The 26,044-nt window shown below is 68.3% G+C and carries 23 protein-coding genes and 7 pseudogenes; 17 read left to right on the top strand and 13 right to left on the bottom strand.

The window, feature by feature from the left end; translation table 11 throughout:
* Nucleotides 1-40 precede the first annotated feature (40 nt).
* The 6 genes from AB0I10_RS03570 (at nt 41) to AB0I10_RS03545 (ending at nt 5,633) form a co-directional block, all read left to right on the top strand.
* Nucleotides 41-1,006 (top strand): YafY family protein, encoded by a 966-nt coding sequence (locus tag AB0I10_RS03570; RefSeq protein WP_363150604.1) that lies wholly within the window; start codon nt 41-43, stop codon nt 1,004-1,006.
* Nucleotides 1,007-1,269: 263 nt separating this feature from the next.
* On the top strand, nt 1,270-1,842 hold the full coding sequence (locus AB0I10_RS03565) for an RNA polymerase sigma factor (RefSeq protein WP_363150603.1): 573 nt from the start codon (nt 1,270-1,272) through the stop codon (nt 1,840-1,842).
* 71 nt (nt 1,843-1,913) lie between these two features.
* Entirely contained in the window at nt 1,914-2,855 is a 942-nt protein-coding gene (locus AB0I10_RS03560) for a zf-HC2 domain-containing protein (protein ID WP_363150602.1), read from the top strand.
* Complete coding sequence (locus AB0I10_RS03555) at nt 2,852-3,646, top strand: ABC transporter ATP-binding protein (RefSeq protein WP_363150601.1); 795 nt, start codon at nt 2,852-2,854, stop codon at nt 3,644-3,646. The genes AB0I10_RS03560 and AB0I10_RS03555 overlap by 4 nt, the downstream gene beginning before the upstream one ends.
* Complete coding sequence (locus AB0I10_RS03550; RefSeq protein ID WP_363150600.1) at nt 3,643-5,001, top strand: hypothetical protein; 1,359 nt, start codon at nt 3,643-3,645, stop codon at nt 4,999-5,001. The genes AB0I10_RS03555 and AB0I10_RS03550 overlap by 4 nt, the downstream gene beginning before the upstream one ends.
* Nucleotides 4,998-5,633, top strand: a complete 636-nt coding sequence (locus AB0I10_RS03545; protein WP_363150599.1) for a hypothetical protein — start codon at nt 4,998-5,000, stop codon at nt 5,631-5,633. The genes AB0I10_RS03550 and AB0I10_RS03545 overlap by 4 nt, the downstream gene beginning before the upstream one ends.
* Nucleotides 5,634-5,922: 289 nt before the next feature.
* On the opposite strand, the gene AB0I10_RS03540 is transcribed toward AB0I10_RS03545, so the two are convergent.
* Nucleotides 5,923-7,650, bottom strand: coding sequence for a VanW family protein (locus AB0I10_RS03540; RefSeq protein ID WP_363150829.1), 1,728 nt, complete (start codon nt 7,648-7,650; stop codon nt 5,923-5,925).
* 321 nt (nt 7,651-7,971) lie between these two features.
* On the opposite strand from AB0I10_RS03540, the gene AB0I10_RS03535 reads away from it, so the two are divergent.
* Both AB0I10_RS03535 and AB0I10_RS03530 read left to right on the top strand, forming a co-directional pair.
* Complete coding sequence (locus AB0I10_RS03535; RefSeq protein WP_363150598.1) at nt 7,972-8,325, top strand: zinc ribbon domain-containing protein YjdM; 354 nt, start codon at nt 7,972-7,974, stop codon at nt 8,323-8,325.
* A gap of 99 nt (nt 8,326-8,424) precedes the next feature.
* The gene (locus AB0I10_RS03530; RefSeq protein WP_363150597.1) at nt 8,425-8,547 is read left to right on the top strand and encodes a hypothetical protein; all 123 of its coding nucleotides are present in this window, start codon (nt 8,425-8,427) and stop codon (nt 8,545-8,547) included.
* Nucleotides 8,548-9,035: 488 nt separating this feature from the next.
* Here the strand turns inward: AB0I10_RS03530 and AB0I10_RS03525 are convergent.
* The 3 genes and pseudogenes from AB0I10_RS03525 to AB0I10_RS03515 all read right to left on the bottom strand — a co-directional run bounded on the left by AB0I10_RS03525 (nt 9,036) and on the right by AB0I10_RS03515 (nt 10,096).
* Nucleotides 9,036-9,334: pseudogene (locus tag AB0I10_RS03525) on the bottom strand (VapC toxin family PIN domain ribonuclease).
* Nucleotides 9,335-9,348: 14 nt separating this feature from the next.
* A pseudogene (locus AB0I10_RS03520) lies at nt 9,349-9,602 on the bottom strand (CopG family transcriptional regulator).
* Between the two features lie 68 nt (nt 9,603-9,670).
* Nucleotides 9,671-10,096: a DUF2399 domain-containing protein gene (locus tag AB0I10_RS03515; RefSeq protein WP_363150596.1), complete on the bottom strand. Its 426-nt coding sequence runs from the start codon at nt 10,094-10,096 to the stop codon at nt 9,671-9,673.
* A gap of 52 nt (nt 10,097-10,148) precedes the next feature.
* Between AB0I10_RS03515 and AB0I10_RS03510 the strand changes: the two genes are divergently transcribed.
* Entirely contained in the window at nt 10,149-10,406 is a 258-nt protein-coding gene (locus tag AB0I10_RS03510) for a hypothetical protein (RefSeq protein WP_363150595.1), read from the top strand.
* Between the two features lie 256 nt (nt 10,407-10,662).
* Here AB0I10_RS03510 and AB0I10_RS03505 read toward each other — a convergent pair whose 3' ends face one another.
* The 3 genes and pseudogenes from AB0I10_RS03505 to AB0I10_RS03495 all read right to left on the bottom strand — a co-directional run.
* On the bottom strand, nt 10,663-11,142 hold the full coding sequence (locus AB0I10_RS03505; RefSeq protein WP_363150594.1) for a helix-turn-helix domain-containing protein: 480 nt from the start codon (nt 11,140-11,142) through the stop codon (nt 10,663-10,665).
* A gap of 145 nt (nt 11,143-11,287) precedes the next feature.
* On the bottom strand, nt 11,288-11,593 hold the full coding sequence (locus AB0I10_RS03500; protein ID WP_363150828.1) for a DUF2690 domain-containing protein: 306 nt from the start codon (nt 11,591-11,593) through the stop codon (nt 11,288-11,290).
* Nucleotides 11,594-11,720: pseudogene (locus AB0I10_RS03495) on the bottom strand (SAM-dependent methyltransferase); the annotation flags it as partial.
* A gap of 239 nt (nt 11,721-11,959) precedes the next feature.
* On the opposite strand from AB0I10_RS03495, the gene AB0I10_RS03490 reads away from it, so the two are divergent.
* From AB0I10_RS03490 to AB0I10_RS03465, 6 genes and pseudogenes are all read left to right on the top strand, one after another.
* The gene (locus AB0I10_RS03490; protein ID WP_363150593.1) at nt 11,960-12,352 is read left to right on the top strand and encodes a hypothetical protein; all 393 of its coding nucleotides are present in this window, start codon (nt 11,960-11,962) and stop codon (nt 12,350-12,352) included.
* 52 nt (nt 12,353-12,404) lie between these two features.
* Nucleotides 12,405-12,948: pseudogene (locus tag AB0I10_RS03485) on the top strand (transposase); the annotation flags it as partial.
* Nucleotides 12,949-13,136: 188 nt separating this feature from the next.
* Nucleotides 13,137-14,162, top strand: coding sequence for a hypothetical protein (locus tag AB0I10_RS03480; RefSeq protein ID WP_363150592.1), 1,026 nt, complete (start codon nt 13,137-13,139; stop codon nt 14,160-14,162).
* Nucleotides 14,159-15,271 carry an FAD-dependent oxidoreductase gene (locus AB0I10_RS03475; RefSeq protein ID WP_363150591.1) on the top strand — a complete coding sequence of 371 codons (1,113 nt, stop codon included), beginning with the start codon at nt 14,159-14,161 and terminating at the stop codon, nt 15,269-15,271. Before AB0I10_RS03480 ends, AB0I10_RS03475 begins: the two co-directional genes overlap by 4 nt.
* A 100-nt stretch (nt 15,272-15,371) precedes the next feature.
* Entirely contained in the window at nt 15,372-16,430 is a 1,059-nt protein-coding gene (locus AB0I10_RS03470; protein WP_363150590.1) for an AMP-binding protein, read from the top strand.
* A complete protein-coding gene (locus AB0I10_RS03465; RefSeq protein WP_363150589.1) occupies nt 16,430-17,791 on the top strand; it encodes an aldehyde dehydrogenase family protein in 1,362 nt (453 codons plus the stop codon). Before AB0I10_RS03470 ends, AB0I10_RS03465 begins: the two co-directional genes overlap by 1 nt.
* Before the next feature lie 48 nt (nt 17,792-17,839).
* Here AB0I10_RS03465 and AB0I10_RS03460 read toward each other — a convergent pair.
* Both AB0I10_RS03460 and AB0I10_RS03455 read right to left on the bottom strand, forming a co-directional pair.
* Nucleotides 17,840-18,481: pseudogene (locus AB0I10_RS03460) on the bottom strand (histidine phosphatase family protein); the annotation flags it as partial.
* Nucleotides 18,482-18,595: 114 nt separating this feature from the next.
* Nucleotides 18,596-19,477, bottom strand: coding sequence for an LLM class F420-dependent oxidoreductase (locus AB0I10_RS03455; protein ID WP_363150588.1), 882 nt, complete (start codon nt 19,475-19,477; stop codon nt 18,596-18,598).
* Between the two features lie 245 nt (nt 19,478-19,722).
* Here AB0I10_RS03455 and AB0I10_RS03450 point away from each other — a divergent pair.
* Nucleotides 19,723-20,118: pseudogene (locus AB0I10_RS03450) on the top strand (transposase family protein); the annotation flags it as partial.
* Nucleotides 20,119-20,513: 395 nt separating this feature from the next.
* Here AB0I10_RS03450 and AB0I10_RS03445 read toward each other — a convergent pair.
* The 3 genes and pseudogenes from AB0I10_RS03445 to AB0I10_RS03435 all read right to left on the bottom strand — a co-directional run bounded on the left by AB0I10_RS03445 (nt 20,514) and on the right by AB0I10_RS03435 (nt 24,406).
* On the bottom strand, nt 20,514-21,662 hold the full coding sequence (locus AB0I10_RS03445) for a DUF475 domain-containing protein (protein WP_363150587.1): 1,149 nt from the start codon (nt 21,660-21,662) through the stop codon (nt 20,514-20,516).
* A gap of 47 nt (nt 21,663-21,709) precedes the next feature.
* Nucleotides 21,710-22,135 (bottom strand): annotated as a pseudogene (locus tag AB0I10_RS03440) (TerD family protein); the annotation flags it as partial.
* A 291-nt stretch (nt 22,136-22,426) separates the two neighbouring features.
* Nucleotides 22,427-24,406, bottom strand: a complete 1,980-nt coding sequence (locus AB0I10_RS03435; protein ID WP_363150586.1) for an ABC transporter ATP-binding protein — start codon at nt 24,404-24,406, stop codon at nt 22,427-22,429.
* A gap of 95 nt (nt 24,407-24,501) precedes the next feature.
* Here AB0I10_RS03435 and AB0I10_RS03430 point away from each other — a divergent pair, with 95 nt between their 5' ends.
* Entirely contained in the window at nt 24,502-24,921 is a 420-nt protein-coding gene (locus AB0I10_RS03430; protein WP_363150585.1) for a hypothetical protein, read from the top strand.
* 9 nt (nt 24,922-24,930) lie between these two features.
* Here the strand turns inward: AB0I10_RS03430 and AB0I10_RS03425 are convergent, their stop codons facing one another.
* Complete coding sequence (locus AB0I10_RS03425; protein ID WP_363150584.1) at nt 24,931-26,013, bottom strand: NAD-dependent epimerase/dehydratase family protein; 1,083 nt, start codon at nt 26,011-26,013, stop codon at nt 24,931-24,933.
* Nucleotides 26,014-26,044 lie beyond the last annotated feature (31 nt).

Raw genomic sequence — 26,044 nt, 5'->3', positions numbered from 1 at the left:
TGATGGGCTTATATGACACCCGCCGTCATATTCTGCGCAGGTGAAATTCGACCGCCTCCTCTCGATCGTGCTGCTGCTCCAGCACCGTGACCTGGTCCCGGCCAAGGAACTCGCCGAGCGCCTGGAGGTGTCGCAGCGCACCATCTACCGCGACGTCGAAGCGCTGTCGGCGGCCGGCGTCCCGGTGTACGCCGCGCGTGGCCAGGACGGCGGCATCGGGCTCCTGGACGGCTTCCGCACCGACGTCACAGGTCTGACCACCGACGAAGCGCGCGCATTGTTCGTCCTGGCGTCGCAGAGCGCACACTCGGCGCTCGGCCTCGACCACGCCCTCGGCTCCGCGCTGCGCAAGGTGATGGCCGCGCTGCCCGCGCCGCACCGCCCGGCGGCCGAGCTGACCAGCCGCCGCATCCTCGTCGAACCGGACCGCTGGCATGCCGCGCCCCGCCCCGAGACCGACCTGGAGGCCCTGTACGCCGCGGTCCTCAGCGACCGCCGGCTGCGCGTCCGCTACCGCCACGGCGGCCGGACCGCGCTCCGCACCTACACCCTCGACCCCTACGGGCTGGTGGCCAAGGCCGGCACCTGGTACCTGGTCGCCGACCACAAGGGCAAGCCGCGGCTCTTCCGAACCGACCGGCTGTCGCAGGTCAGCGTCATCGAGGCCGAAGCACGCCGCCGCCCCGGCGTGGAGCTGACCCAGGTCTGGCACGACCTGCGCCGCGAGGTGGAAGACCGCAGCGTCGGCGTCACGATCGCCGTCCGGCTGCGCCGGGAGCGGCTGGACATGGTGACCCGTATCGCCGACGGCTACTTCACCGGGCCGCCTGTCCCAGAGCCCGGCACCGACGAGTGGTTGCGGGTGGAGGTCGCCTACCCCGTCGTGGAGGCGGTCCGCCACCTGCTGCAGTTCGGTACCGACGTCCAGGTCCTCGGCCCTCCCGAGGCCCGAGCTGAGATGACCCGCGCCATCGCCGAGTTGGCCGGACTCTACGGCACTGCCTGAACCACGGCTTCGGGGTTTTGCCGTGTTGAGGTGCACAAGATTTCCCAAGCCGCCGAGGCGAGTCTTGTCCCTTTGGCGCCCCTCGTGACGGCAAGGACGCGGACGACACCGAGCCTCACTGGGCTGAACCAAGGCTCCGACCGCTCAGCGGCCGGAGCCTTCACCGTGTTCGCCTCCGTCTTCGTCCAGAGCCCCTTGCGTGTGCCTCATGAACCAACCGCGGTCCGCCGAGCGATAGAGAGGGCGTGAGACTGTTTCGCCCCATGGGGGCAGACCGAGACCGAGATGACGACGCGGTGCTGCTGCGTGCCGTGGCCCGGGGGAATCAGGCTGCGCTGGCCACGCTCTACGACCGGCACGCCGGTTGGCTGCACGCGCGGCTGACGCGGCGGTGCGGGGACCCGGAGACCGTGCGCGAGGTCCTCCAGGACACGTTTGTCACCGTGTGGCGCTCCGCCGGTACCTACCGGGGCGGTGAGTCCGGCGGCTGGCTGTGGGTGATCGCAGGGCGGCGGCTGGTGGACGCGCAGCGAGCGCAGGCACGGGCCGAGCGCGTCGAGTACGAGCCGGCCGCGACTGCGCCGTCCGCCGAGGAACGGGTCCTGGCCAGGCTTGAGTACGGGGATGTGGGCACTGCCCTCGACCGGATCTCTCCGGAGCTGCGCGAGGTGCTGCGTGCCACCGTCGTCGATGGGCTGACCACACGCGAAGCCGCGCTTCTGCTCGGGATACCCGAGGGCACGGTGAAGACCCGGGCCATGCGGGCCCGCCGCGAACTGCGCACCCTCTTGTCCCAGTTGTCCGATGGTGGCATGCCGTTGGGAGACCTCGCATGACGTGGAAAGACGAACACCGGGGTGGTCGCGGACGGGATGCCGCCCCGTCGGCATGGCACGTGGACGCCGCTATGAGCGCGCGCTACGCGGACGGGTCTCTCCCCGAGCCCGACGCGTGGTCCCTGGAGAAGCACGTCGAGGCATGCACCCCGTGCGCGACCGCGGTATCGAGGGCGGTCGGTACGACGGGGGTCGCGACGGCGGTACTGGCAGAGGTACGGGGATCGGTGCTCCTCGCGATTGCGGAGGAGGAGGCGGAGACGAAGCCGCACGAGACCGCGGGCTCCGCCCGCCACCCCTCTCCCGCCCTCAACCGTCAACTCGGCCGCGCACTCTGGGCCGCCGGGCCGGCCCTGCGGGGATCGTGGGTAGTCGCGCTGCTGCTGGTGTGTGCCGCAGCCGCAGGGCTGGCATACGGTGCCGGGTTCGACGGCGCGCGTCCCCTGCTTCTCACGCTCGCCCCGGTACTGCCGCTCGCCGGCGTGGCGCTCTCGTACGGGCCGCATGCCGATCCGATGTACGAGATCAGCGCCACGACGCCGTCCGGCGGGCTGCGGCTGCTGCTGACCAGGGCCGCCGCCGTGCTCGGGGTGAGCGTGCCGTTGCTCACCACGGTGGGCGCCTTCCTGCCGGGTCCCCCGGGTGCGCCCGGCGCCGCGGCCTGGCTGCTGCCGGGGCTGGCGCTGGCGCTGGGAGCGCTCGCGCTCGGCTCGTACGTCGGGTGCCGGACCGCCACCGGGATCGTCACCGCGGGCTGGACGTTCGCGGTATTGCTGCCGGCGCTCGCGGCGCACGGCGACGGCGGGGCAGACAGCGGCGGCGATGGCCGGATCCTCCCGGTGACCGCGCTCGCCGAGCAGCTGGCTCAGTACCTCTCGGGGGCCTCTGTGCAAGGGGGTTGGGCCGTGGCCGCTGCGCTCTGCGCGGGTGTGCTCGCCCTGCGCCGCCATTCATTCGACTTCAGCCCGGGCTCCGGCCGGGGCCTGCGTTTCGACCGTCTGGAGAATCCGTGACCACCCCGAGCACCATAAGCGTCACCGGGCTGACCGTCCGGCATCGCAAGACCGTCGCCCTTGACGGCATCGACCTCGACCTCAGCCCCGGAGTACACGGGTTGCTCGGCCCGAACGGCGCCGGCAAGACCTCCCTGATCCGGGTACTGGCCACGGTCGCCCGCCCCGACGGCGGACGCGTGGAACTGCTGGGTCACGACCTGTCCGGCCACCGGGAACTGGCGGCGGCCCGGCGCAGACTCGGCTACCTGCCGCAGGACTTCGGGTATTACCCGGGTTTCACCGTGCGGGAGTTCGTCGCCTACGTGGCCTGGCTGAAGGAAATGCCGGGCGCCGAGGCCGCGACGGCGGTCGAGCGGGCCGTCGCGCGGGTCGGGCTCACGGACCGAATCGACGCCAAGGTGAAGACGCTGTCGGGCGGCATGGTGCGGCGGGTCGGTATCGCGCAGGCCATCGTCAACGATCCGGACGTGCTGCTGCTCGACGAACCGACCGCCGGACTCGACCCCGAGCAACGGGTCGAATTCCGCTCACTACTAAAGGAGTTGGGCGGCGAAAGCACGGTTGTCGTCTCCACCCATCTGGTGGAGGACGTGGCCGTGGCGTGCACCCAGGTGACCCTCGTCGAGTCCGGCCAGGTGGCCTACCGCGGCACGCCTGCCTCACTCGCCGGGCTCGGCGAGAGTGTGGACGGCGCGGGAATCGGCGGCAACGCCATTGAGCGCGGCTACACGGCAGCCCTACGCGGCCACCGCGCCGAGGCGGCGACCACCGCGGGGGCACACCGATGAGCGCACCGACCCTTTCCCGACCGTCCGTCCCCGGCACTGCGCAGCCGTCCCGCCGCACTCACCACCCGCTGTTCGCCGAGGTGCGCAGCGGCCCCGCCCGCTGGATCGCGCTCGCGACGTTCCTCACTCTCGCTCTGCCACTGGCGGCCAAAGCGGCCTACTGGCAGGGAAGTTGGGGACTGGCTCAGCTGCAACTGCATACCGCGGCCGTGCTGCTCGGCGGCCCCCTGGCGGCTGCCGCGGGGTGCTGGCAGGGTGGCCGGGAGCGCCGGTCACGCACAGCGGAGCTGCGGGTCTGCGGCGCCAGGGGCCCGCTCGCGCAGTTCCTGGTGGCGGCGGCGCCGGTGGTACTCGGCGTCCTCGCCGGATACGTACTCGCCGCGGTCGGGACACTGGCGGCCACCTGGCCGTACGCCTCGTCAGGCCGGCCGCACGCCTCCCCGCCGGCGGCGGACGCGGTGTTCCTGTCCGCGGTGGCGTTGGGCGGCATGGTCGTCGGACGGCTCGTGCGGTGGCGGTTGGCCGCGCTGGCCCTCGCCGGCTGCGCATATGTGGCACTCGCCCTGCCCACAGACCAGAAGGCGGCGCTCCGCTTCCTCAGCCCGGCCACGACCCACGGCGGCGGCGACGCACTACCGGTCTGGTGGCAGCCGTTGGCGATGGCAGCGTGGACGGGCGGTCTCGCCGCCGCGGCCGTTCTCGCGTACGCCGCCCGCCGTCACTGGTACGCCGCACTGCCGGCCCTGGCCATCGCGGCCGCCGCGGCCGTGCCCCTCATGCGGACAGGCGAGGACATGTGGCACCCGAACCCCGCCGGGAAGGCGCAGGTGTGCAACGACTCGTCTCCGCGCGTGTGCGTCAACGCGCTGAACCGCGACCTGTTGCCGGAGGTCTCGCGCGCCCTGTCGGGGATCACGAGCCGGCTCGACGGAGTGGCGAACGTCCCCGCCCGCTTCGAGGACCTGCACCGTGCTCCCCGTAGCGGCGAGGCGGAATTGCCCACGCTCTACCTCGGTCAGAGCGTCGTACGCGGTGAACTGGCCGAACCGGAGCAGTTCGCGTGGGAGGCCGCGGCAGCGCTGACGTCGCGCGATTGCGATACTTTCCCGACCCAGAGGACCGACGACGCCGTACGGGACTGGCTGGTCTCCAACGGCCTCAGTGAGCGCAGACGGCAGACCACGGAGGAGAATGCCCGCGAGTGGGGCAACGCCACGGCAAACGCCGATGCCAAGGCCAACGCACGGGCGCTGTCCCACCTCACGACCATGCGCGACGACCAGCGGCGCGCCTGGCTCGGCCGCTACTTCGCGACCGCGGGCCGCTGCGACGTGAGCGGGGTGCCCGCCCTATGAGGCCCGAAACAGCCGCCTACGCACCAACGTACGGACTCGTCCTCTACTGCCGCTCGCGCGCCCTGCCGCTCACCGTGGCCACGCTCCTCGGCACCGCGCTCCTGGCCGCCGTCTGCGCACACCGGCTGAACGCCTACACGGACCCGTACCAGCACGTGCCCCTTGTTATGGCACTCGCGCCGATGATCGCCGCCGCGGTGATCGGCAACAGCCTCTACCAGCACTCTGCGGAGCTGGAGCGGACAGCCGTGCGCCCCGCGTGGCCCCGGCGGCTGGCTCATCTGCTGGCGCTGACCACCCTCGCCGCCGGCACACTGGCGCTCGCCGTGCCAGGGCACGCGCAGGAGTTCGGTGCCCCCGTGATGGTCCGCAACCTCGTAGGGGCGGTGGGGATCACTGCGGTGGCCGCAACAGTGATCGGCGCCCGGCTGAGCTGGCTGCCGACGGTCGCGTATCTCGGCGCGGTGTCCTTGGCAGGCGGTGGCGCCCCTGGCCGAGCCGCGATGATCTGGGCCTGGGCCGTGCAACCGGGGCCGCAGCCCGCCGCATGGGCAGCCGCAGCCGGCACCTTCGTCGTGGGCGGAGCACTCTATGCCGTGCGGGGGGCGCGGCCGGAGAGCCCCCACGACTGACCCCGCCGGCACACCAGCGGCCGGGGCCGAGACGCCGAGCATGGGCACCGCTCCCTCTCGATCCTCGCGTAATCTCACGGCCGTTCCACCGCAGGTCCGACAGCAGGTCGAGGGTGCCCTGTTCGGCCCTGTCAGAGCCTGCGGTGGGCCGGATCCCGAGTGGTCCGAACTCGCCGAAAGCGAAGGCCCGGTTCGGGATACGGAAAACGGTCACACCCCCTGACAGCGCCTCGGGGCAACCATGCACCCGCGAACAGGCCCGACCCCGAGCGCTCCCGCACACCAGGTCTCACCGTTCACGTGGGGAATCGGCCGAGCGATTGTCGTCGGCCGGTCGGTCAGCGGTTTTCGGCCCGCAGGTGACTTCGTCGCGAGGCACGTAGTGGGTCTTGAACGTCTCTCGCTTGGCTTCCTTGCCGTCAGAGCGGAAGACCCGGTCGACGTTGACGTCGAAGCCTTCGAGCGGTGTCTGCGGCAGACAGTTCTTCGCGGCCCCGGGGCGGCTTCCCGGCTGTTTCACGTTGGTGCGAGGGCCCGTGACCGCTTCGACGGAGTCGTATTTCTTGGTGCCGAGGAAGCTGACCGTGACGGAGGTGTCCGTAGCGCTGGCCTGGATGTAGATGGCGTTGCCCGAGTCGTTGTTGAACTTCAGGTCGAGACTGCCCCAGACCACCGTTGCCTCCCGGCCTTCCGGGTAGCGCTCGATGTAGAACGAGTGCGCCCCGTGCTCCAGCGGTTTGACGCCCGCGAAGAAGAGGGCGTTGAAGACGGTGGTGGCGACGGTGGAGACGCCGCCCCCGGCCGCCTTGGTGTACTGGTCGTTCTGGATGATGATGCCGTCCACGAAGCCGTTGGCCTTGGTCCGCTCACCGACGGTGCGGTTCAGGCTCCAGGTCTTGCCGGGAAGCACGACCGACCCGTTGATCAGTTCCGCGGCGCGGCCGACGTTCGTCGTGCGGTACGGGGCGCGCTCGAAGTTGACCGTGAAGGTGGACATCTTCTCCTTGATGCCCAGTCGTTCGACGGCGTCACGGGTGAGCTTCGGCTGTATCTCCTTGGCGGCCAGCGCTGCGGTACGGGCCGCCCCGGTCCTGGTCAGCAGGGGCAGCACGGCTTGCTCAAGCCCCTTGGCGGTGACCTCCCGGCCGGTTTTGGCGTCCGAGGCCACCACCCGGTCGCCGTCCAGGCGCAGTTGCGCCTCGGCCATCTTGCCGGTGACCGGCGCCAGGGGGCGGGCCACCGCCGGATCCCGCAGGAGCGCCTCACCGTCGAGTTCGGGGATGAGCCGGTTGGTCTTGTCCGGTTTCATCGTGAGGTGTTTGCCGACCGTCGCGGGGCTGATGGGGATCTGCCGTCCGCCTACGGTCACCGTGACCGGGGCCGACATCGCGGGCCTGGCGAACTGCGCCATGGCACGGTTCACTTCTGCCGCGTCGACGGCGGGTTCGCTCCGCCGGACCGGCAGAGCGACCGGTCCCGCCTGCCGGCTGAGGACTGCCGAGCTCAGCGCTTCGACCGCGCCGCGCACATCGAGGGACTGCCCGTTGCGGGGCTCTACGGGCACCGGCTTGCCCTGCTCGAAGGAGATAGCGCCGTTCCGGGGCGTGCCGTCGTACTGCGTGGCCGTCTTGGTCAGCTCCGCGCGGGTCTTCGCCTCGTCGGCGCGGATCACCGGTTCGATGTCGCGGTCACCACCGGTGAACAGGCGGCCGATCACGGTCAGCGGGTCGGCGCCCGCCCGCGCGGCACGGGCGACGGTCTGCGCACTGTCCATGGAGAAGCCGGCCGCACGCGCGTCGATGGTGGCGGTAAATCCGCCAATGCGCACCTTCACCGGCTCCGGCCAGGTCCTGCCTATCTGCTGGTCCAGCCTCTCCTGAGCCTGTGAGCGGCTCAGCCCGCCGATGTCCACCCCACGCACCCGCGTGCCCGCCGGCACCTCATCACCGGAAGCCAGCAGGCCCGTCACGTAAAGAGCGCCGAAGCCGGTGGCTGCGGCCCCTGCCAGGAGCGCGATCGGGTGGATGCGGCGACGGGCCGGCCTCGTGCCGTCGGGGGGCAGGTCAGGGCTGGGTGACAGATGCACTGAATCTCCTTCTAAGTGGCCGTCGCGTCACACAGAGCCACCTCACGCCACAAATCGGACTTAGTGACGGTAGTGAAGGGGCATATAAAGGCTCGATAAGATCCACATCTACGTGACGCCGGGCAGCGCTGCGGCGGAGGCTGCAGCGGTGCCGACGACGAGCGCAAGCTTCTGAACAGCGTCCGGGGCACTGGGCAGGTCGGGCACGCCCTGCGGCCCGAGGCGGTTCACCGGCTGAAATACACTGTCTCAGTGACCGAGAACCTGCCGCCGTGCCCCGAGTGCTCCAGCGCGTACACCTACGAGATGGGGGCGCTCCTGATCTGCCCGGAGTGCGGGCATGAGTGGTCACGCGCGTCCACTGACTCCACCGCTGACACCGGGGACAAGGTGATCAAGGATTCGGTCGGGAACGTGCTCGCCGACGGCGACTCGGTAACCGTGATCAAGACCTTGAAGGTCAAAGGCAACCCGACCGGGATCAAGGCAGGCACCAAGGTGCGCAATATCCGGCTCGTGGACGGCGTGGACGGCCATGACATCGACTGCAAGATCGACGGGTTTGGCCCCATGCAGCTCAAGTCCAGCGTAGTCAAGAAAGCTTGACCTGATACTTCGCCGTTCGTAGCGGCACCATCGCTCCGTCGGCGCGGACCCAGCGCAGGTCAGCGGGGTCCGTCCTGGTGCCGGAGTATGTGATCGACCATGGCCCGCGTACGCAGCCCACTGGTCGCCGTGGCCGAAAAGGCGAAGGACGGCACGCACCTGCTCGGCGTGATCACCGCGGCCCATCTTCTGCACGAACTCCTCGAAGCATCGGGATGCTGAGGCCGCACCGCCCTTGTCCGGGCCATGCCTTGGTGCCGGCCGGGTCCGCCCCCGCGTTACAACCGGTCTTTCCCGCAAGGGAGTGTGGGGGACGTGACTTCCCTTCTTCCTCAGCAGGCCCAACAAGCCGTGCCCGCAGGGCAGATGATCGATGCAGCGGCGATGCGCCGGTCACGCGTCTCGCCGCGGAACTGCACGATGTTCAGGGGGAGCTGGTGGCCTTCCTCGCGCCACCTTCCCGCTCCATCGGGGTGGGCAGCCCCCCGTGGCACCGAACCGCGTCCAGGCCTCGGCGCTGTTCGGGCGCGTGTCAGCCGCCCTCGCCCGGGCGGAGGTCAGCGCGTTACGGGCGCTGCGTGCGCTACGGGCAACCGTTTGACGCACGCTCGGACGCTGTGCCCCTGCTGCCTGAGCCGCTGTTGAGCCTGGTCGCCCTCCATCGCAAGCCCATCCGGTTGCACCTTTCGGTTGGGCCGGGATGGGCGTCGTCAGAGAGGCAGATCGTCGGGCAGTACCCGGAATGCTTTGTGCCGGCCGAGCGGGCGCACGGCGCGCAAGTCGCGGTTGGTCGAGGGTGAGCACGGCGTCGGTGTCGTAGTCGGCGGCGAGGGCTACGTTCACGGCGTCCGCTAGGTCCAGGTCGTGGCAACGTGGTCGGTCTCGGCAAGCAGCAGAGGGACGTCACCAGCCCGGCGGCCATGATCGCTTCATTCGCCGACTCGTGTTCGGGCTGGGTGGAGTCGAGCGCCGCCAGCAGTCCGGACGTGTCCGCGATGACGATGATCACGCGGCGGATCCGGTCTAGGCCTCACGGCGAACGGCGTCAGTTACAGCATCACGGCCACATCATGCACCTCGCGCTTGGTCGGCGTACGGCCAGACCCCTCGAAGGTGCGGGAGAACAGAGGCTCGTCCCAGACGCGGTTGGCCATTGCCGCGAGATGGATGCCCTGGCGGATGATCTCGGCCTCACTGATGCCCCGCCGCTTCGCCGCCTCCTTGATGATGGCGAGGTCTTCCGGATCGGCGTAGACGTTGGTTCGCTTCATCGTCATGTATCAAGCTTCGCGTATGTGCCACACCGATGTATGTCACACGGTGGGCAGTCGCCCCCACCACCTGATCAGTTGCCGCCGGTCATGCCATCCGACCGAGCGGCATCGGCCAGGTCTGCCAGGAGTATGTCGGCGATCAGTTCCTCGACCACAGCGGTGCTGTGCCCGTTCATCTCCACAATCAGCTCCGGGTCCCAGGGTGCCTCGGTGAGGCGGCCGGGCGGAGGGCCGTATGGGGTGCGGACCACGGCGGCGCGGTAGTCCTCCGCCCCCATGCGCCAGGTCCGGGCGGGCGTCTTGTCCAGTACATATGCAGCGATGCGGATGCCTTCGCCGTCAAAGTCGCCGTGGTAGCGGAGGGCCGCACCATGGTGCGCGAGCAGGCGCAGGAGGTGGATCGCCGCGCTGTTGGGCCAGCCCGATGTGCAGACGAGCGGCGGGCAGCGCAGGCCGAAGCGGCGTAGGGCGAGGGCCATGACGCTGGGGTTCTCCACGATGTGGACCACAGGTGCGGGCCCTTCAGTCAGATGGACGTCGCCCTCTACGTTGAACCGCTCCGGGATCTTCGGAGGTGGTACGTTCCGGGTCTGCACCTACTGCTTCGCCCGCGACGGCCACCACCACCTCGACCACGACACCGGCGAAGACTTCCAGACTCACCTCTACGTCAAAACCAACGCCGCCGCCGTCCTGCGCCGCGAACTGCGCACGGGCAAGACCCGCGACCAGTTGATGCCCGGCATAGGGAACTCCCCAAAGTCCACCGCATTCTCTACTACGGCGACCTCGACGCCGATGGTCTAGCCATCCCAGCTCGCGTCTCCCTCACCGCTGTCCACCACGGCCTGCCACCGATCGAACCTGCCACCGGCCTGTACCGCCGCCGCCTCGACCACACCCCCACCCCCTCTACCCCCATCGCCGACGACCGCGCCCAGACGCTCGCCTCCTGGCTGCCCGCGCCCCTGTCTGCACAGGCCCACCGCCTCTCACAGCCGGCCAGCGACTCGCACAGGAAGCCACCAACCGCAACCAGCTCTCTTCTCCTGCCGGGATGTCTTCACCGCGGCAGTGACGCCGACCGGTGACACCTCACTGTTCCTCGGCACAGTGGCAGTGCCATAAGCAGGAGGTCTTCGGGCGGGGCGAGGGTGCTGGCCTCGGTCGGCGTTGCCCCGGCCAGAGGAGAGGCGAAGACCACCGCCGCAGCGGCCAGAAGTTCGCGGCGTCGCACGGGGTCGTCACCCTCCTCCGGACCAAGATGGCGAACAACCCTAGTCGAGCTGGACCGACGCCGAGCCGATACCGGCGATCGTCCGGGCGGCGGTACAGCAGCAAGAAGTTCGGCCAGAGAAATGCCCAAGACATCGGAGATCTGACGCAACGGATCCAGGCTGTTGACCGGGAACACATCCCGCTCGACCCGCGACACCCAGCTTTCCGACCGGCCGTTCATCGCAGCCAGATCGCGCTGCGGCCATCCTTTGCGCCTGCGCGCCTTGGCGATCGTCTTACCGAGTATCAGTTCGCTCCCCGCCACTGGGCACGCCCCCGAGGTCCCGTATCCGCATCGCGTGAGCGTGCAACGGTACTGGTGCGGAAGGAGTCCGGCTGTAGGGGGCAAGACGGCCAGGACAGCCGTATCCAGACGTGCGACGCCGCCCTGACCAGCCTCGGCAAACGGCTCAGAGGCGGACCACGGGCACCGGACGCCAATCGGCCGGAGCGGGAACCACCTCAGAGCCGTCCTTGCTCGTGCATGCCAGCTTGGCTGCCACCACCGCGCACGCCTTCTCTGCCCAGCGACTCGACGTGGCGACCATCGGGCTGCTGCTGCCTTCCGGCTCGCTCTTCGGGTATGCCATCAGGTGCTCTTCCGGTCCGGCGTTGATCGATACCTCTCGCACCCCGCTGCGCGCATGCGTGCGCACCTCGGCCCATACGGCGCCGCAGGAAGAGCTGCGCCGAAGCCGTACGACGTACCGGCCGATAGCGACGTCCGACCCGGTCCCCGTGATGGTGGGCGCGTGCCCAGTTGCACAGCATCTCGCCCGATCCGTTCGCGAGGTCGAGCACACGCGTCCCCGGCACCAGGCTGAGTGCTTGCCCCAAGGCAGCCCAGACGCCTCCTAGGGAATCATTGCCGTAATCCGCTTATTTATTACCTTAAACACCCTTACTTGCCATAGGCGTTGCACAGGAACTATTCACCATCTGCATGAACATTGCCAAAAATGCCCGAGATGACCTCTTAGGGTGATCTTGAATCGGCCAAAGTAGGCGTGAAATCGTTAATCGACTTGAGCCTTAGCGACCCACAAGAACAAGATGTTCTGACCGCAAATTTAGGGGGAGATATGATCACTCGTATTGCCGCAGCAGCCGTATTAGCTATGAGCAGCGCAGCGATTCCAGCGACGCAAGCTTCGGCAGCGGACCTCACAAAGATCTCCGCCAGCAGCTGCATCGGAAACGCCGGCAGCACAGGCAGTAAGTGCATTGACCTAACCGGCACTAAGCTGCACGTTGAATCCGTAACGGCCACGCTGACCAAGAACCACGCCGACAATTGCGGCCGCGCGACCATATCGATCGGTCGGAACTACGTCACGACCAGCGGCAAGATCTGCGCAGCCAGTAGATTCGAATTCACGGACAAGGTCGGCCTGAGTTTCCCTGACGGAACCCCGGCTTGCATCTCGTGGAGCAACTATCCCGACAGTAGGGCCTGCGTCACGATTCACAAGTGACCTGCAGAACCCCATCACTTAGGTGAATCGACCAGTCGCAGCATCCGAATGGGATGTCGCGCTGTCGGTCGCGCTCGGTGGGGACTGCCTGGCGGATGTGGGCATGCTGCGGGCCGAGTCGGCGGTGTTCGGGCCGGTGGCCTCCGACCCGCCCGTGCCCCGACTGATCGATGCCCTCGCCAGTACCGGGCCGCTTGCGCTTGCCCTTGCGACGATCCGGCAGTCCCGGACCTAAGTCCGCGACCGGGTCTGGCGGTTGCCCTGCAAGGCTGCCCGCACGCGGGCAACAAGGTGATTGTGGACATCGACGGGGTGCTGGTCCTGGCGCACTCCGAGAAGCAGGACGCCGCTGTGGCCTGGAAGAAGACCTTCGGTCACCATCCATTGTTCGCGTTCGTCGACCATGGCCATGAGGGTTCCAGGGAACCGGTCGCCGCGTTGCTGCGGCCGGGCAACGCGGGCGGCAACACCGCTGCCGACCACATCGAGGCCGCCCGCGTCGCTCTGGCCCAGTGCCGAAGAGGCACCGGCGCGGACGGCTGTCCCTGATCCGCACCGACTCCGGCGGCGGCACACATGAGTTCCTCAACTGGCTGCTGGCGACCCGGTGTCGCGGCTCTCTCATTGCCGTCAGCCGATGTGGGCGGATTGAACACACCCAACCAAATGGTCAAGCATCGGATGCGCGTGCCGCACCTATAAAAGTGGTACGGGATGCCGGGGGACGATGCCGAGGTCGTCGAGACGACCATCGCCATGATGACGCAGGAAACCGACTCCGTCCGTGACTCTTTCGCAGAGAAATAGCAGCGGCGGCATCTCACTGAACAAGGGGAAAATCTTGACTGAAACGTTTTCCGGTCGGCATATCGAGATCGCCTGGCCCGACCTGGATATCACCGTGACCGCGGAACTCGACGGTCGCAACGCTGAACTTGCCGACGCGCTGTGGGAGTCGTTGCCCTACCAGAGTCTGCAGGGACACGCGCTGGTGGCGGGACAGCATCTGTATCACGCGGCACCGATACCGTCGCTGCTGCATCTGTCCGCGTCTACTCGGATCGCAGATCGACGCGAGGCGCCCGATGGGACCGTATTCTGCTCCGCGCTACAGCATTTGGGCATCAAGTACGGCACGTTGACCGAACCGATGCCGGCATCCCCGGTGGGCCGGATCCGGCAGGAGGACATCCCCGCACTACTGGAGGCCGGCAAGGCGATCTGGGATTCGGTCTATTCGACGAAGAAGCCGATCTTGGCGGAGGTCCGCAAGGCGGGAACCGAAGGCGGCCATCGTATTCCGCATTTGACCGCCGCAGATCCCGACGCGAAACGTCTCATACACGACGTGTACACCGCGACCGAGCGGGCCTGGCTGTCCGCACCACAGGAGCTCGCTGATCTCCACGAGGGGGTGATCCCTTCCGGGGCAGGGAGTTTTGAGACGGTGTTACCCACTCTGTTGTTCGTCAACGGTGAGACCCGCCCGCTGGGGTATGCCACCTACGGTGGTCTGGTCCGGGCCGCGGTCCAGGGCATGCCGATGGATTCATTGCGTCACATGGCGCGCCTGCTGGTCGGTATTCCGGCCGAGTTTCTGGGCTACTGCGGCCTGGAGCAGCTTTGGAGTTTCACCCAGCGCTTCCTGGCCTGCCTCGACCAGCTCGATCGCGATGATTTCCTGAGCGTGGCGAGCCAACTGGCCCTCTACATCAACTGTTTGGGCGGTTGGAATCTGCACCTGTACCCGTGGGACACCGGCGATCACCTGCGCCAACTGCGCTCCGATGAATCGGTCCGCCAGTCGTGAGCCAACTCCCCGAACGCGCAGACGTCCTCGTCATCGGCGGAGGCGTCATCGGCAATTCAATAGCGTGCCAGCTCGCCGAGGCAGGCGTCGGTACCGTCCTGCTGGAGCGTGGCGCGCTCGGATCGGGATCGTCCGGGACCACTGCGGGCGTTGTGCGTACCTACTTTCCCGGCAACGCTCTCATCAGCAGCCTTGCCGTCCGCAGCCTGGCGGCTTACCACGCCTTCACCGAACGGACCGGAACCGACCTCGGCTTGAAGCGCATCGGCTTGCTCGTGCTGTTCACCGACGAACACCAGGTGCAGGACTTCCGAGACACCCAAGCTGCCCAGCAGGCAGCTGGAGTGGACGTCGAACTCGTGACCGCTGCTGAAGCAGCGCGGCTCAACCCGCTGGTCGACGAGCGAAGCATCCTGGCGGCAGCCTGGTCGCCCGAGGCCTACGCCTGCGATCCCGCCGCGATCGTGCGCGGCTATGCCACAGCCGCCCAGCAGGCCGGCGCCATCCTGCGCACGGAAACACCCGTCACCGGCATCGACCCAGATGGGCGGGTCCACACGCCCGCGGGCAGCATCCGCGCCGACACCATCGTCTGCGCGGCAGGCCCCTGGGCGGGAACGGTCGCCGCCATGGCCGACGTGCGCATTCCTGTGACCACATACCCCGTCGAAATGCTCCTGACCGACACTCCCGGTAGTGCCCCGCGCAACGCTCTGCCGATGACCATGCACCCGTCCAGCCTGCGGATTCGAAGCTGGGGAGACCGCATCCTCGTCGGGATGGGCCGCCCCGCTCCGGACGAAACCCGACAGGCCTGGCTGCAACGGGTGTCGAACCACCTCGGCACGACCTTCCCGAGCCTCGCCGACAACGGCCTCGAGCACGGGTGGAGCGGAGACCTCGATGTCAGTCCGGACGGGATGGCTTTCATCGGCCGTGAAGGCTCCCGCCCGTTCCTCTACGCGGCTGGATTCTCCGGTCAGGGACTGTGCCAAGCACCTGCCGCCGGAGAGATCATCCGAAACCTCGTACTCGACGAGAAATCCTGGATCGACACGTCCGGCCTCTCCACCACCCGCTGCCTCAGAGGGTCGGCCGAGACCGGGTAGGAAATCACCAGGACATCGTCGCGACGGCGCTTGGTGAGACCCATGACGAGGCCAACGAGCAGTTTCCGGGCATCTGTTCAACTATTTCGAGAGGAAATCCATGGTCGAGCAAACTGGCGGAGAGTTCGTTCGGGAGATGATGCGGTGGCATTTCAGTCCGGAGACCGGGTCACCGTTCTGGCTGAAACGGGCCGAGGCACTCGACTTTGATCCGCTGACCGATGTCCGGGATTTCGACGATCTCGGCCTGTTTCCCAATGTGGTGGACGAGCTGCGCGATGTCGGCGTCCGTGAGCTGATTCCCCGTGGCTACGGTGACGAGCACAGGGCGGCCGTCTACGAAAGCGGCGGTACCACAGGGCAGCCCAAGCGAGTGACGTACGCCGCGGAGTGGCATCGGTGCAGCGTCGAATGGTTCAGTGAGCGACTGGATGCTCACGGCGTACCTCGAAATGTCGACTGGCTCAGTGCGGTTCCCACCGGGCCGCACAATGTCGGAGCAATGGCGGTCGACGCCGCGATGGGTCGGGGTGGGCTGAACTTCAGCATCGATCTGGACCCGCGATGGGTGAAGAAGCTGCTCGCGCAGGGCCGGACAGACGTGGCCGACGCCTACACCGATCACCTCATCGAACAGGTCGGCCACATTTTGGCCAGCCAGGATGTGGGCGTCCTCTTCGCCACCCCGCCGATGCTGGAGCGCCTCGCGCAGCACGACGATCTGGTCGAGTTGGTGAACCGGAAGGTTCGCGCGATCATCTGGGGCGGTACACATCTGGACGCCGACACCCGAGATCTGCTGCGCGACGAGGTGTTCGGAAGCGCCAAGTTCGTCGGCGGGTACGGCGGCACGATGATGCTGGGGACATCGGTGGAGCGACCCGGCCTCGGTGACGACGAGCCGTGCGTGTTCGACTCCTTCGCTCCGTACACCACGTTCCGGGTGATCGACCCCGACACCGGCCAGGTTGTTCCGTACGGCGAGCGCGGGCAGATAGTCGTGCATCACATGAGCCGAACTGCCTTGCTGGTCAACAACATCGAGCGGGACTACGCAACCCGGATCGCACCGGTGGATGGCGGCTTCGGTGATTCGGTCGCAGACGTCGCACCCGTGGCGTCCTTCGGCGATACGAAGGTGATCGAGGGCGTGTACTGATGTTGTCCCTCGACGTTCTCGGCCCCGGCGGCCCCTATCGGTCCCGGCGCCAGGAGACCATTCGAGATCTTGCCGGAGACCCGGTCGCGACACTGAGTCTCGCACCTTCGCTCTACATCACCCGCGCGATAAAGGCCCTGCGCCGAGCGCCGGCGCTACCCGTCGACACACGGATCGCGGCGTTCGCGCAGGCGGGCCGGGCTTTCGCCACGCAGTCGATCGCGGGACTGACGCCGGAGGAATATCAGCAAACCGTCAGCACGGTCACCGGGATACCGATCACGGTGGTGCGCAATGCCACCGACGAAATTGCGCGGGCCGCCGAGCGGATCCACCACAGCGTGGCGAACGCGCAGCCGGCCGCTGCGGTCGGCTCGTGGCGCGATCCGCGGGCCCGTGACGGTGCGGCGGTGTGGACCCGGCGCGGTGAGGTATTCGCCGTCCATGCGGCGGGCAATCACCCTGCGGTGCACCAGGGTTGGTTCGACGCCCTCGCGCTCGGCTATCGCGTTGCCGTGCGTCCCTCCCGTCGTGAGCCGTTCACCCCACATCGGCTCGTCACTGCCCTGCGCGAGGCAGGTTTCGGCGACGAGGGAATCGCGTTCCTGCCCACCGACCACAACGTGGCCGACGACATCCTCCGGCACGCCGACTTCGGAATGGTGTACGGCGGCGCGGATGTCGTGGGCAAATACGCGGGCGATGGACGCATTCTGCCGCAGGGCCCCGGGCGCTCCAAGATTCTCATCACCGCCGAAACCGAGTGGGAACCGATCGTCGACACCATCGTGGAGTCGATCAGCAGTGGTGGGGGCGTCGGTTGCGTCAACGCCACCGGCGTACTGGTCGAGGGCGACCCCGCCCCCGTGGCCGCGGCGATCGCCGAACGCCTCGCCGCGTTGCCCAGCCTGCACCCGACGGACGAACGCGCAGTCCTGCCCGTGATGCCTGTCGGTCCCGCCCGTCGGTGGGACGCGTATCTGCGGCAGCGGGCAGCGGGCACCAAGGCGTGGCTCGGCGGTGACGGCATCGTCGGCGATCTCGGCGATGGTTCCGCGGTGCTCCGGCCGGCGGTGCACCAGCTCGACAGCCCGTTCGCCGAACAGCTCGGGATGGAGTTGGGCTTCCCCTGTGCGTGGGTTGCACCGTGGGACCGCGACGCCGGGATCCGGCCGCTGCGCGACACCCTCGTCCTCACTGCCGTCACCACCGACGAGAACCTGATCGACGAATTGGTGGCCGAACCGACCATCGCCAACGTCTACGTCGGTGACCATCCGACACCGTGGATGGAGCACGGACTGCCGCACGACGGCTACCTCGCTGAATTCCTCATGCGCACCAAGACGATTCGACGCTGACCGACGAGGGCGCGGTGCCGGGCACCGCGCCCTCGTCTGCCGGCGTGGTCAGCGGTGGTCCGCCAGGTGCGACGTGTCGTTCAGCGATTGCACCGACGCATTCCCATCCCCGTCATAGGCCACGGCCGACAGTGAGGCCGCCGACAGCTCCATCCGGAACAGCGACTCGGGCGGTGCGCCGAGCGCCAGCCGAACCAGCGTCCGCAACACCCCGACATGCGAGACGACCAACACCGTCTGTCCCCTGTACTGCGCCAGGAGCCGGTCCCGTGAGAGCACGGCCCTGCGCGCAACCGAGGTGAATGTCTCCCCGGTTCCGCCCGGCACTACCGCCGGAGAAGCGCGCCATGCTGCCAGCTCGTCCGGGTAGCGCTCGCGCACCTCGGCGAACGTAAGTCCCTCCCAGGCACCGAAATCCGCCTCAGTGAGCCCTTCGTCGACCTGGACGTCCAGGCCCAGCCGTCGTGCCGCTGTCTCGGCCGTCTGCTGGGCTCGGCGCAGCGGTGAGGACACCACCGCCTGCACCGCGTCGCGTACCACGAGCATCCTCGCGGCGGCCTCGGCCTGCCGCTGCCCGGTCTCCGACAACTCCGGATCGGAGCCGCCGCTGCCGGACAACCGCTTCTCCGGTGTCAATGCCGTCTCACCGTGGCGTAGCAGCATAAGGGTTGTGGGGCTTCCCTGGTCGGCGAGCGCGAGATTCACGCCGGCCGTTCCACGACTGGTTCTGGCGCCGATGCGAATCGGGTCACCCCTTTCGATCAAAGCCCCCGTCATCGGCGGCATTGTGGCGAATTTTGTAGTTCAGCGCAGCGCGGCGATGACCGGCGCGAAGTTCTCCATGTTGTATTCCATGACCGTGAAGTAGGTGAAGCCGTAGCGTTCGCGGCGTTCCTTGAGTTGTTGCGCCATCTCCGTCGGGGTTCCGATCAACATGGAAGGCAGCTCTTCGGGGCTGTCCTCAGCGTTGGGCGGCAGCGGATCGAATCTGTCAGGTATCGCGCTGCGTTCGGCGGGCGGAATCACCTGCTGCACCATGATATTGAGCTCCACAGCGTCGGCGCGGTCACCGAGTAGGCCGCGCACGTAGGCGACCCGTTCTTCCGTCTGCGCGATTCCGGCGAGATGGAGTACATCACCGGTGGTGTTGGCCCAGCCTCCGGTGAAGGCGATGATGTCGGCGTGCGTGGCGGCCAGCCGCAGCAGCCGGTCGCCCCAGCCCCCAATCAGCAGTGGTGGTCCGGATGGTTGGACTGGACGCGGCTGATATTCCGTGTCCTTGAACAGAGAACGCAACGTGGTGACAGTCCGTTCCAGCTGTTCGACCCGCTTTCCGCCACTGAGGAACGGTATCTCCGCGGTGTCGAACTCGGCCTTCACGTATCCTGCGCCGAGCCCGAGTTCCATACGCCCATCGATGAATTGGTCGGTGCTCGCCACCTCGCGCGCGAGAAGGACGGGGTTGTAGAACGGTGTGTTCAACACGAACGTACTCAGCCGTACCCGTTCGGTCGCTTCGGCTGCGAGCACCATTGCTGGAAACGGTGCGGAGAACTCCAGGTGATCGGCCACTCCGACTACATCGAACCCGAGTTCCTCGGCTCTGCGGCACTTCGCGCTCCACTCGCGTCGCGAACCGGGAACGAACATGTTGACACCGAAGCGGAAGGGGTGCTGTAAAGGCATTATACTTGTATATCATATGATGATTCTCCCGCCATTCCGCTGGGCGGGACGACATCATCTCAATCAGTTATATCCATTGAGGTCTTCTCGGCAACGCCATGGTTATGGTGCGTGACCGCGTGCAGGTGGTCGAGATGGTGACCCAGCGTCAAATATGTGTGAAGCCCCTGGTGGGAACGGGTCTGCGAAGATCATGTCCCAGCCGAGAGGCTTCATGGCTCGTCCAACTCGCCCGGGACAACGGCATCGCGGCCCCGGACGGCTGGCCGCTGCGGGGCTCCCCGGTCCGGCCGGGCCGCGAGCACGACACCACCTGCGTCCGCACCCACGGCCTCGTCGACGCCCTCAACCGGCTCGCCGCCACCCTCGGCATTCCCAACCTGACCGACCTGGGCTACGAGAACATCCGTGACGGGTTCAGCCACCCGGCCTAAAAGCCCAAAGGCGACGAACTCACCGAGCCGGACCGGACGTTCAACGCGGTGCTCCGCAGCGTGCACGGCATGGCGGAGCATACGAACGCCCTGCTGAAAGTCACCTCCGAGGCCCTGCGCAGGGTCAGCCTCGACCCGGCAGCCATCACCCGCATCGCCCGAGCCGCCCTCGTCCTGCTCCACCTCGAACACGGCCGCACCGCCTGAGCAAAAATCACGTACCGTCACGAGAAGTTGCCGAGAAGGGTTCACTTCCCCCGGATGGGCGCTGTCGAACTCCCGATGTCATTCACCTGGGTTGAGTCAAACAGTGGGTACGGCGCCGAACGCTACCCATAGCGCCGAGTCGTGAACACGCCTCCGTGGTAGCCGAATCGGGTATCGGTCCGTCCAGACGATCCGTTGTCGATGGCGGAGGCGAATCATGAAGCGGGCACGTGCGGGGCTTGCAGCGTTCGAGGGCAGAGCGGGCGAGGCCGCCCGAACCCTGCTGCGCCATCAGGGGTACGACGGCGGGTGGGGCCTGACTCTGACGTCGGTGTCGTCGATCGCGGAGGACACCGTCCGCCTGGCGACCCTGCGGCCCGCGCTGGCGGCCCGGCTCAGACGCCGGAGGAGACCTCAGCCTTCTCGTTGGACCCCATGTCCTTTACCTCGGCCGCCGCTAGCCTGCGGTTGCGCTGGGCCGAGGAGAAGAAGGACCAGGCGATCAGGACGACGCCGACGAGGCCCGTGATGACCTCGTGGATCTCGTACTGGATGGTGACGAGCAGGATCACGGCGAGGGCGCCGATCGCGTAGTGCGCGCCGTGCTCCAGGTAGACGTAGTCGTCGAGGGTGCCCCGGCGGACCAGGTAGACCGTGAGCGAGCGGACGTACATCGCGCCGATGCCGAGGCCGAGCGACATCAGGACGATGTCGTTGGTGATCGCGAAGGCGGCGATGACGCCGTCGAAGGAGAAGGACGCGTCCAGGACCTCCAGGTAGAGGAACATAAAGAACGCGGCCTTGCCTGCCATCACGACCGCCGGGACCTTCTTGCCGCTCCTCTTGGCCTCTTCCTCGGCCTCGTGCTCGCGCTCCTCCTCTTCCTCGAGCTTGTTCTCGAAGTAGCCGGAGAGGCCGCCGACGATCAGGTAGGTGATCAAGCCCGCGATGCCGGCGATCAGGACGGTCTCCGCCTTGTCCGCATGGATGCCGCCGTGCTGGTGGGCGTTGGTGGCGAAGGTCATCGCGGAGATCATGAGCACGATGAGCGCGATGCAGACGGAGAGCATGTCGACTTTGCCGAGCTTGGCGAGCGGGCGCTCGAGCCAGCCGAGCCACTTGATGTCACGGTCCTCGAAAATGAAGTCGAGGAAGATCATCAACAGGAACATGCCACCGAACGCGGCGATCGACGGGTGAGCGTCGGTCACCAGCTGCTGGTACTGGTCCTTGTCGTTGAGCGCGAGCCGTACCGCTTCGATCGGGCCGATCTTGGCGCTGATGGCGACGATCACGACCGGGAAGACCAGGCGCATGCCGAAGACCGCGATCAGGACGCCGATCGTGAGGAAGATCTTCTGCCAGAAGGCATTCATCTTCTTCAGGATCCCGGCGTTGACCACGGCGTTGTCGAAGGACACCGAGATCTCGAGGATGGACAGGATCGCCACGATCCCGAAGCCGGTCCACCCCCCGTATAACACCGCCGCGACCAGGCCGAGCGCGGTGACCGCGAACGACCAGCCGAACGTTTTCAGAAGCACTGGCTACCCAATCGTTTTGTACGGGGCTCCCCCGCGCCGTACCTGGCTTACGAAACATTGACCCCGAAGTCTAGAGCGATGCCTCGCAGCCCTGACACATACCCCGGGCCGACGGCGCGGAACTGCCGCTCGCCGCCGTGCCGTTAGACCTCGCCGAAGATCATCGCCGTCTCCGTGGACGCGTCTTCGCAGAGGTCATAGCGGGCGAGCTCCTGGCCGTCGGCCTGGTTCACCACGCGGATGAACGCGTTGCTGACCTGGCCGAAAGTCTGCCCGCGGTTGTCGGCGTCGTGGATCGAGACCGGGAAGACGACCTTGTCGCAGGTGGCGGGCACCTTGGAGCGGTCGATGAGGACCGACTCGTCGTCCCCTTCGCCGTCGCCGGTGAGGTTGTCGCCGGTGTGCTCCAGCGAGCCGTCGGGGCTCTTCAGGTTGTTGTAGAAGACGAACCACTCGTCGCCGAGCACCCGGCCCCACACCCCCACCGACCTGCCGCACTCGGTGTGCGACCGGCTCGTTGCCCACCCCAAGTTCGGCTTCCACGAGCCCCCACCAACCACCTACTCCGGACACGCGCCCCCCGTCGGCGGGCTGCGTCCCCCGGGCCCCGCGTGTGCAGGGGACCACGACGGTCCAGCACCCGTGGGCTCTGGTTGCGTAGACGTCGAGGACGCTGTCTACGGCCCCTTTCCAAGGTGCGGATCAACTCGACCGCTCAGGGGGCGGTGTCGCCTGTCCAGCACCAGATGCGGTTGTCGTGCCGGTCACCCGGGACCGGCGGGCCTGGGTGACCGGCACGACGTGGTCCGGCCCGCCCCGGTGTACGGGGGCTGCTCCGGTCCGTCCCGGAACTGTTCCGCCTGCAGGCGGTAGGCCGCCGCGAAGCTGCCCTGCGCGGTCAGCAGGCCGTCGTGGTCGCCCTGTTCGATCACCTTGCCCCGGTCGAGGACGTAGATGGTGTCGGCGCAGCGCACCGACGCGAGGCGGTGGGTGATGAGGACGACCGTGCGGCCGCTGTCGGCCAGGGCTCGTATGCGGTGGAAGACCTCGATCTCGGAGGCGGCGTCGAGGGCCGCGGTGGGTTCGTCGACGATGACGACGGACGCGTCGCGGAAGTGGGCCCGGGCCAGGGCAAAGCGCTGCTGTTGGCCGCCGGAGAGGCCTTGGCCGCCGTGGAAGCCGCGTTCGAGGAGGGTGTTCCAGCCGCGGGGCAGCGTTCGGATCAAGCCGTCCACGTCGGCGAACGCTGCGGAGCGCCGCAGGGCGGCCTCGTCGTGGGCGCGTTCGGGACGCCCCAGGGTCACATTGGCGCGGGCCGTGAAGGGCCACTTGAGGAAGTCCTGGTCGACGAGGGCGACGCGGTCGAAGACGGTGTCGCGGTCCAGCTCTCTGATGTCGGTGCCGTCCCAGGTGAGTTGGCCGGAGTCCGGGAGGTAGAGCCCGGCGATCAGCTTCGCCAGCGTCGACTTGCCCGAGCCGTTGTCCCCGACCAGGGCGACGACGCTGCCGCGCGGAATGCGCAGACTCACGCCCGTGACCGCGGGGGCGGTCTGCCCCCGGTAGGTGAACGAGACGTTGTCGAGCTCCAGGACGGTCGGCCGTCCGGTCAGCGGAAGGCCACCGGCCGGAATGGCGCGCTCGCGGGCCAGGGCCACCGCGCGGTCCAGGTCCAGGAGGTAGAGCGACTGCTCGTACAGGTAGTTGACGTTCCGCACCAGTCCGGACAGCTGACTCGTGGTGTTGCGGACGGCCAGCACCGCGGTGCCGGCGGCGGCCATCGGGAGGTGTCCGGAGACCAGGAGCAGCCCGAGGACGGCGTACGTGCTCCCGGTGGCGGCGCCGGACACGGCACCGGCGGCCAGGTCGGTGCCGGCGGCGGCCAGCGCGAGCCGTTTCTGCTCCGCCGTGGACTGATCCGTGAGCTCCCGGTATCGCCGCAACAGATGGGGTCCTACGGCGTGGGCGCGGAGCTCACGGGCCGGGTCGGGGGCCAGCAGCAGGTCGGACAGCCGCCTGCGCACCCGTACGTGGTCGAGCCAGCGCTGGATGCTGCGGTAGACCCGGCGGGCCGTGCGGACTGTGCCGTATCCCTTGGGCATGGCGGTGAGCAGGAGCAGGGGCAACAGGAGCGGGTGCAGCACGGTCAGCACCCACGCGGCCGCGACCAGTGAGATCAAGCCATTGATCACGGCTACGGCGTGCCCGATCAGCCGGCGCGCGGCGTCGGTGCCGTATTCGGCCGTCTCCAGGAGCCGGCGTACCTGGGCGTCCTCCAGGTCGGCGAGCTCCACCCGGATCGCGTGGGAGAGCAGCCGGAGCGAGGCGGCCCGCTCCACCTGGGGTTCCAGCCGGCCCACCGCCAGCGCGGACATGGCCGTAAGCAGCGCGACGAGTACCGCCGTACCGGCCACGAGCAGCAGGGACGGCAGCGCGGCGCGTACCCGGTCCGGCGTCGGGCCGCCCGCGAACAGGTCGATCAGCACCTCGTTGGTGGCCAGCAGCCCGATGGCCGTGGCCGTGCCGCGGCCCACCTCCGCGACGGCCACGGTGACGAGGGAGACGCGGTCCACCGCCCAGGCCATCGCGGCGGACCGCGCCAGCAACGCTGGGACCCGGCCGGCCATCCTATGGAAGGGGATCTCCAGCGGCACCTGCTCGTGCCGGGCCGACGCCTCATCCATCCGGAGGCGGCCCCCGAAGAGTTCCCGTTCCGCGTCGTTCGTCTGCTCCTGATCGGACGTCACTGGGCCCAGCGCCTCCCGTTCCGGTGTCGTTCGTCAGCGTCTGAAAGCCGCTGTCTCAAAGTGAGTGCCCTGTCGTGTGTAGTTCAATGGGACTTATGACTCGGCTGACCACCACGTCCCGGTCCGGACGGCATGTGCTCGGCATGCGGCTGGGCATCGCCGCGTTCGCCGGGTGGCTGATTTTCGTCACCGTCTCCATCGCCACGGCGGACGACGGCAGCGAATCGAGCCCGCAACGGCTCGCGGAGGCGGTGCAGCGGGAGCTGCGGAAGGGCGACACGGACGCCTTGCAGAAACGCTTCACGGACGACACGGCGGGCGAGAAATACGCCGAGAGCTTCCTCGACAAGCTCAAGGACGTCCCCGAGGACCGGATCGCGGTGCGGGTGGTCCGGGACGCGCTGCGCGTCGACGTCGTCGGTACCCCCTCCTGCACGGCGTGGACGCTCGTGGAGGCGGACAAGGGGCACTGGAAGCTGGACGCGGCTCCGCCCGCCCCCGGGTCGGGTTGCTGACCGGCGCCGTCACGCCTGCCGCACCCGGACGTCCCGGGCCCCCGTCTCCCGACCGCCGGCCCGGCCGTTCGCGTCCGGCGTCCCCGCTCCGTCGGTCCGGGTGTCCCAGGCCCGGAGCAGGGCGTCCTCCCGCGCCGGGGTGAGCGCGTAGGCACCGGCCGCGTAGTCCCGGCCCGCCGTACCGCCGACCGTCATCCAGGCCCAGGTGTCCCGCACGGTCTCGGCAACGGGTCGGGTGCGCAGGCCGGTTGCTTCCGCCCGGGAGGTGTCCACGGACCAGGCCCCCGCGTCGTCGGCGGCCCACAGCGGCAGGCCGAGCCACGGACGGATGTCGTGGGCCCGTAGGAAGGCCCCGTCGGCCCAGACGGTCTCCGCGCCAATGGTGCCGACGGCGTCCAGGCAGTGCGTCAGCAGTTCACCAAGCGTGGTCTGTCCCGGCGGGCCGGTGACGTTGAACGCCCCTGCCGGCTGCGGGCCGTTGAGGACATCGAGCAGCCAGCGGGCCAGGTCGCGCGCGTCGAGGAAGCGCAGCGGCAGGTCGGGCGGCCCCGGGGCAAGAATCCTGCCGCCCCGCGCGGCGCGGTTCAGCCACCGCGGCAGTCGCCCCAGGTCCTCGTGCGGCCCGAGCAGGAGGCCCGGCCGGACGATGAGGGAGCGCGGTCCGAAGACCTGCGTGACCGCCCGTTCGCAGCCCGCCTTGAGGGTGTCGAAGTCCGCCTCGTCGAGACCGGCGTCGGAGGGGCAGGGCCGTGGCCGGGAGTCGTCGGTGACCGCGGTCCGCGGCCAGCCGAGGGCGGCCAGCGATGAGACGAACGCGTACCGGCCGGCGGCCCCCTCCAGTTCTCGGGCCGAGGCGAGCACGTCCCGGGGGAGCATCCCCGAGGTGTCCACCACCGCGTCCCACGGACCGCACACGGCCAGCCGCCGGAGGTCCGGCGCCCGCGTGCGGTCGCCGCGCACCACCTCGGCGCCCGGGTGGTCCGGGCCGTGCGTCCCGCGGTTGAACGTGGTGACGCGCAGGCCGCGCGCTAGGGCCCGCGCCACCAAGGGCCTGCCGAGGAAACCCGTTCCGCCGAGTACCAGGACGTGCATAACTCCCCCTTGCTCGCGGCCTGTTGGACGA

Origin of the sequence: Streptomyces sp. NPDC050636 (genome assembly GCF_040654775.1) — a bacterium.
In the GTDB taxonomy this organism is placed as follows: Bacteria; Actinomycetota; Actinomycetes; order Streptomycetales; family Streptomycetaceae; genus Streptomyces.
Note: the sequence above shows the minus strand (reverse complement) of the source record. Positions and strands in the feature narration are given on the sequence as shown.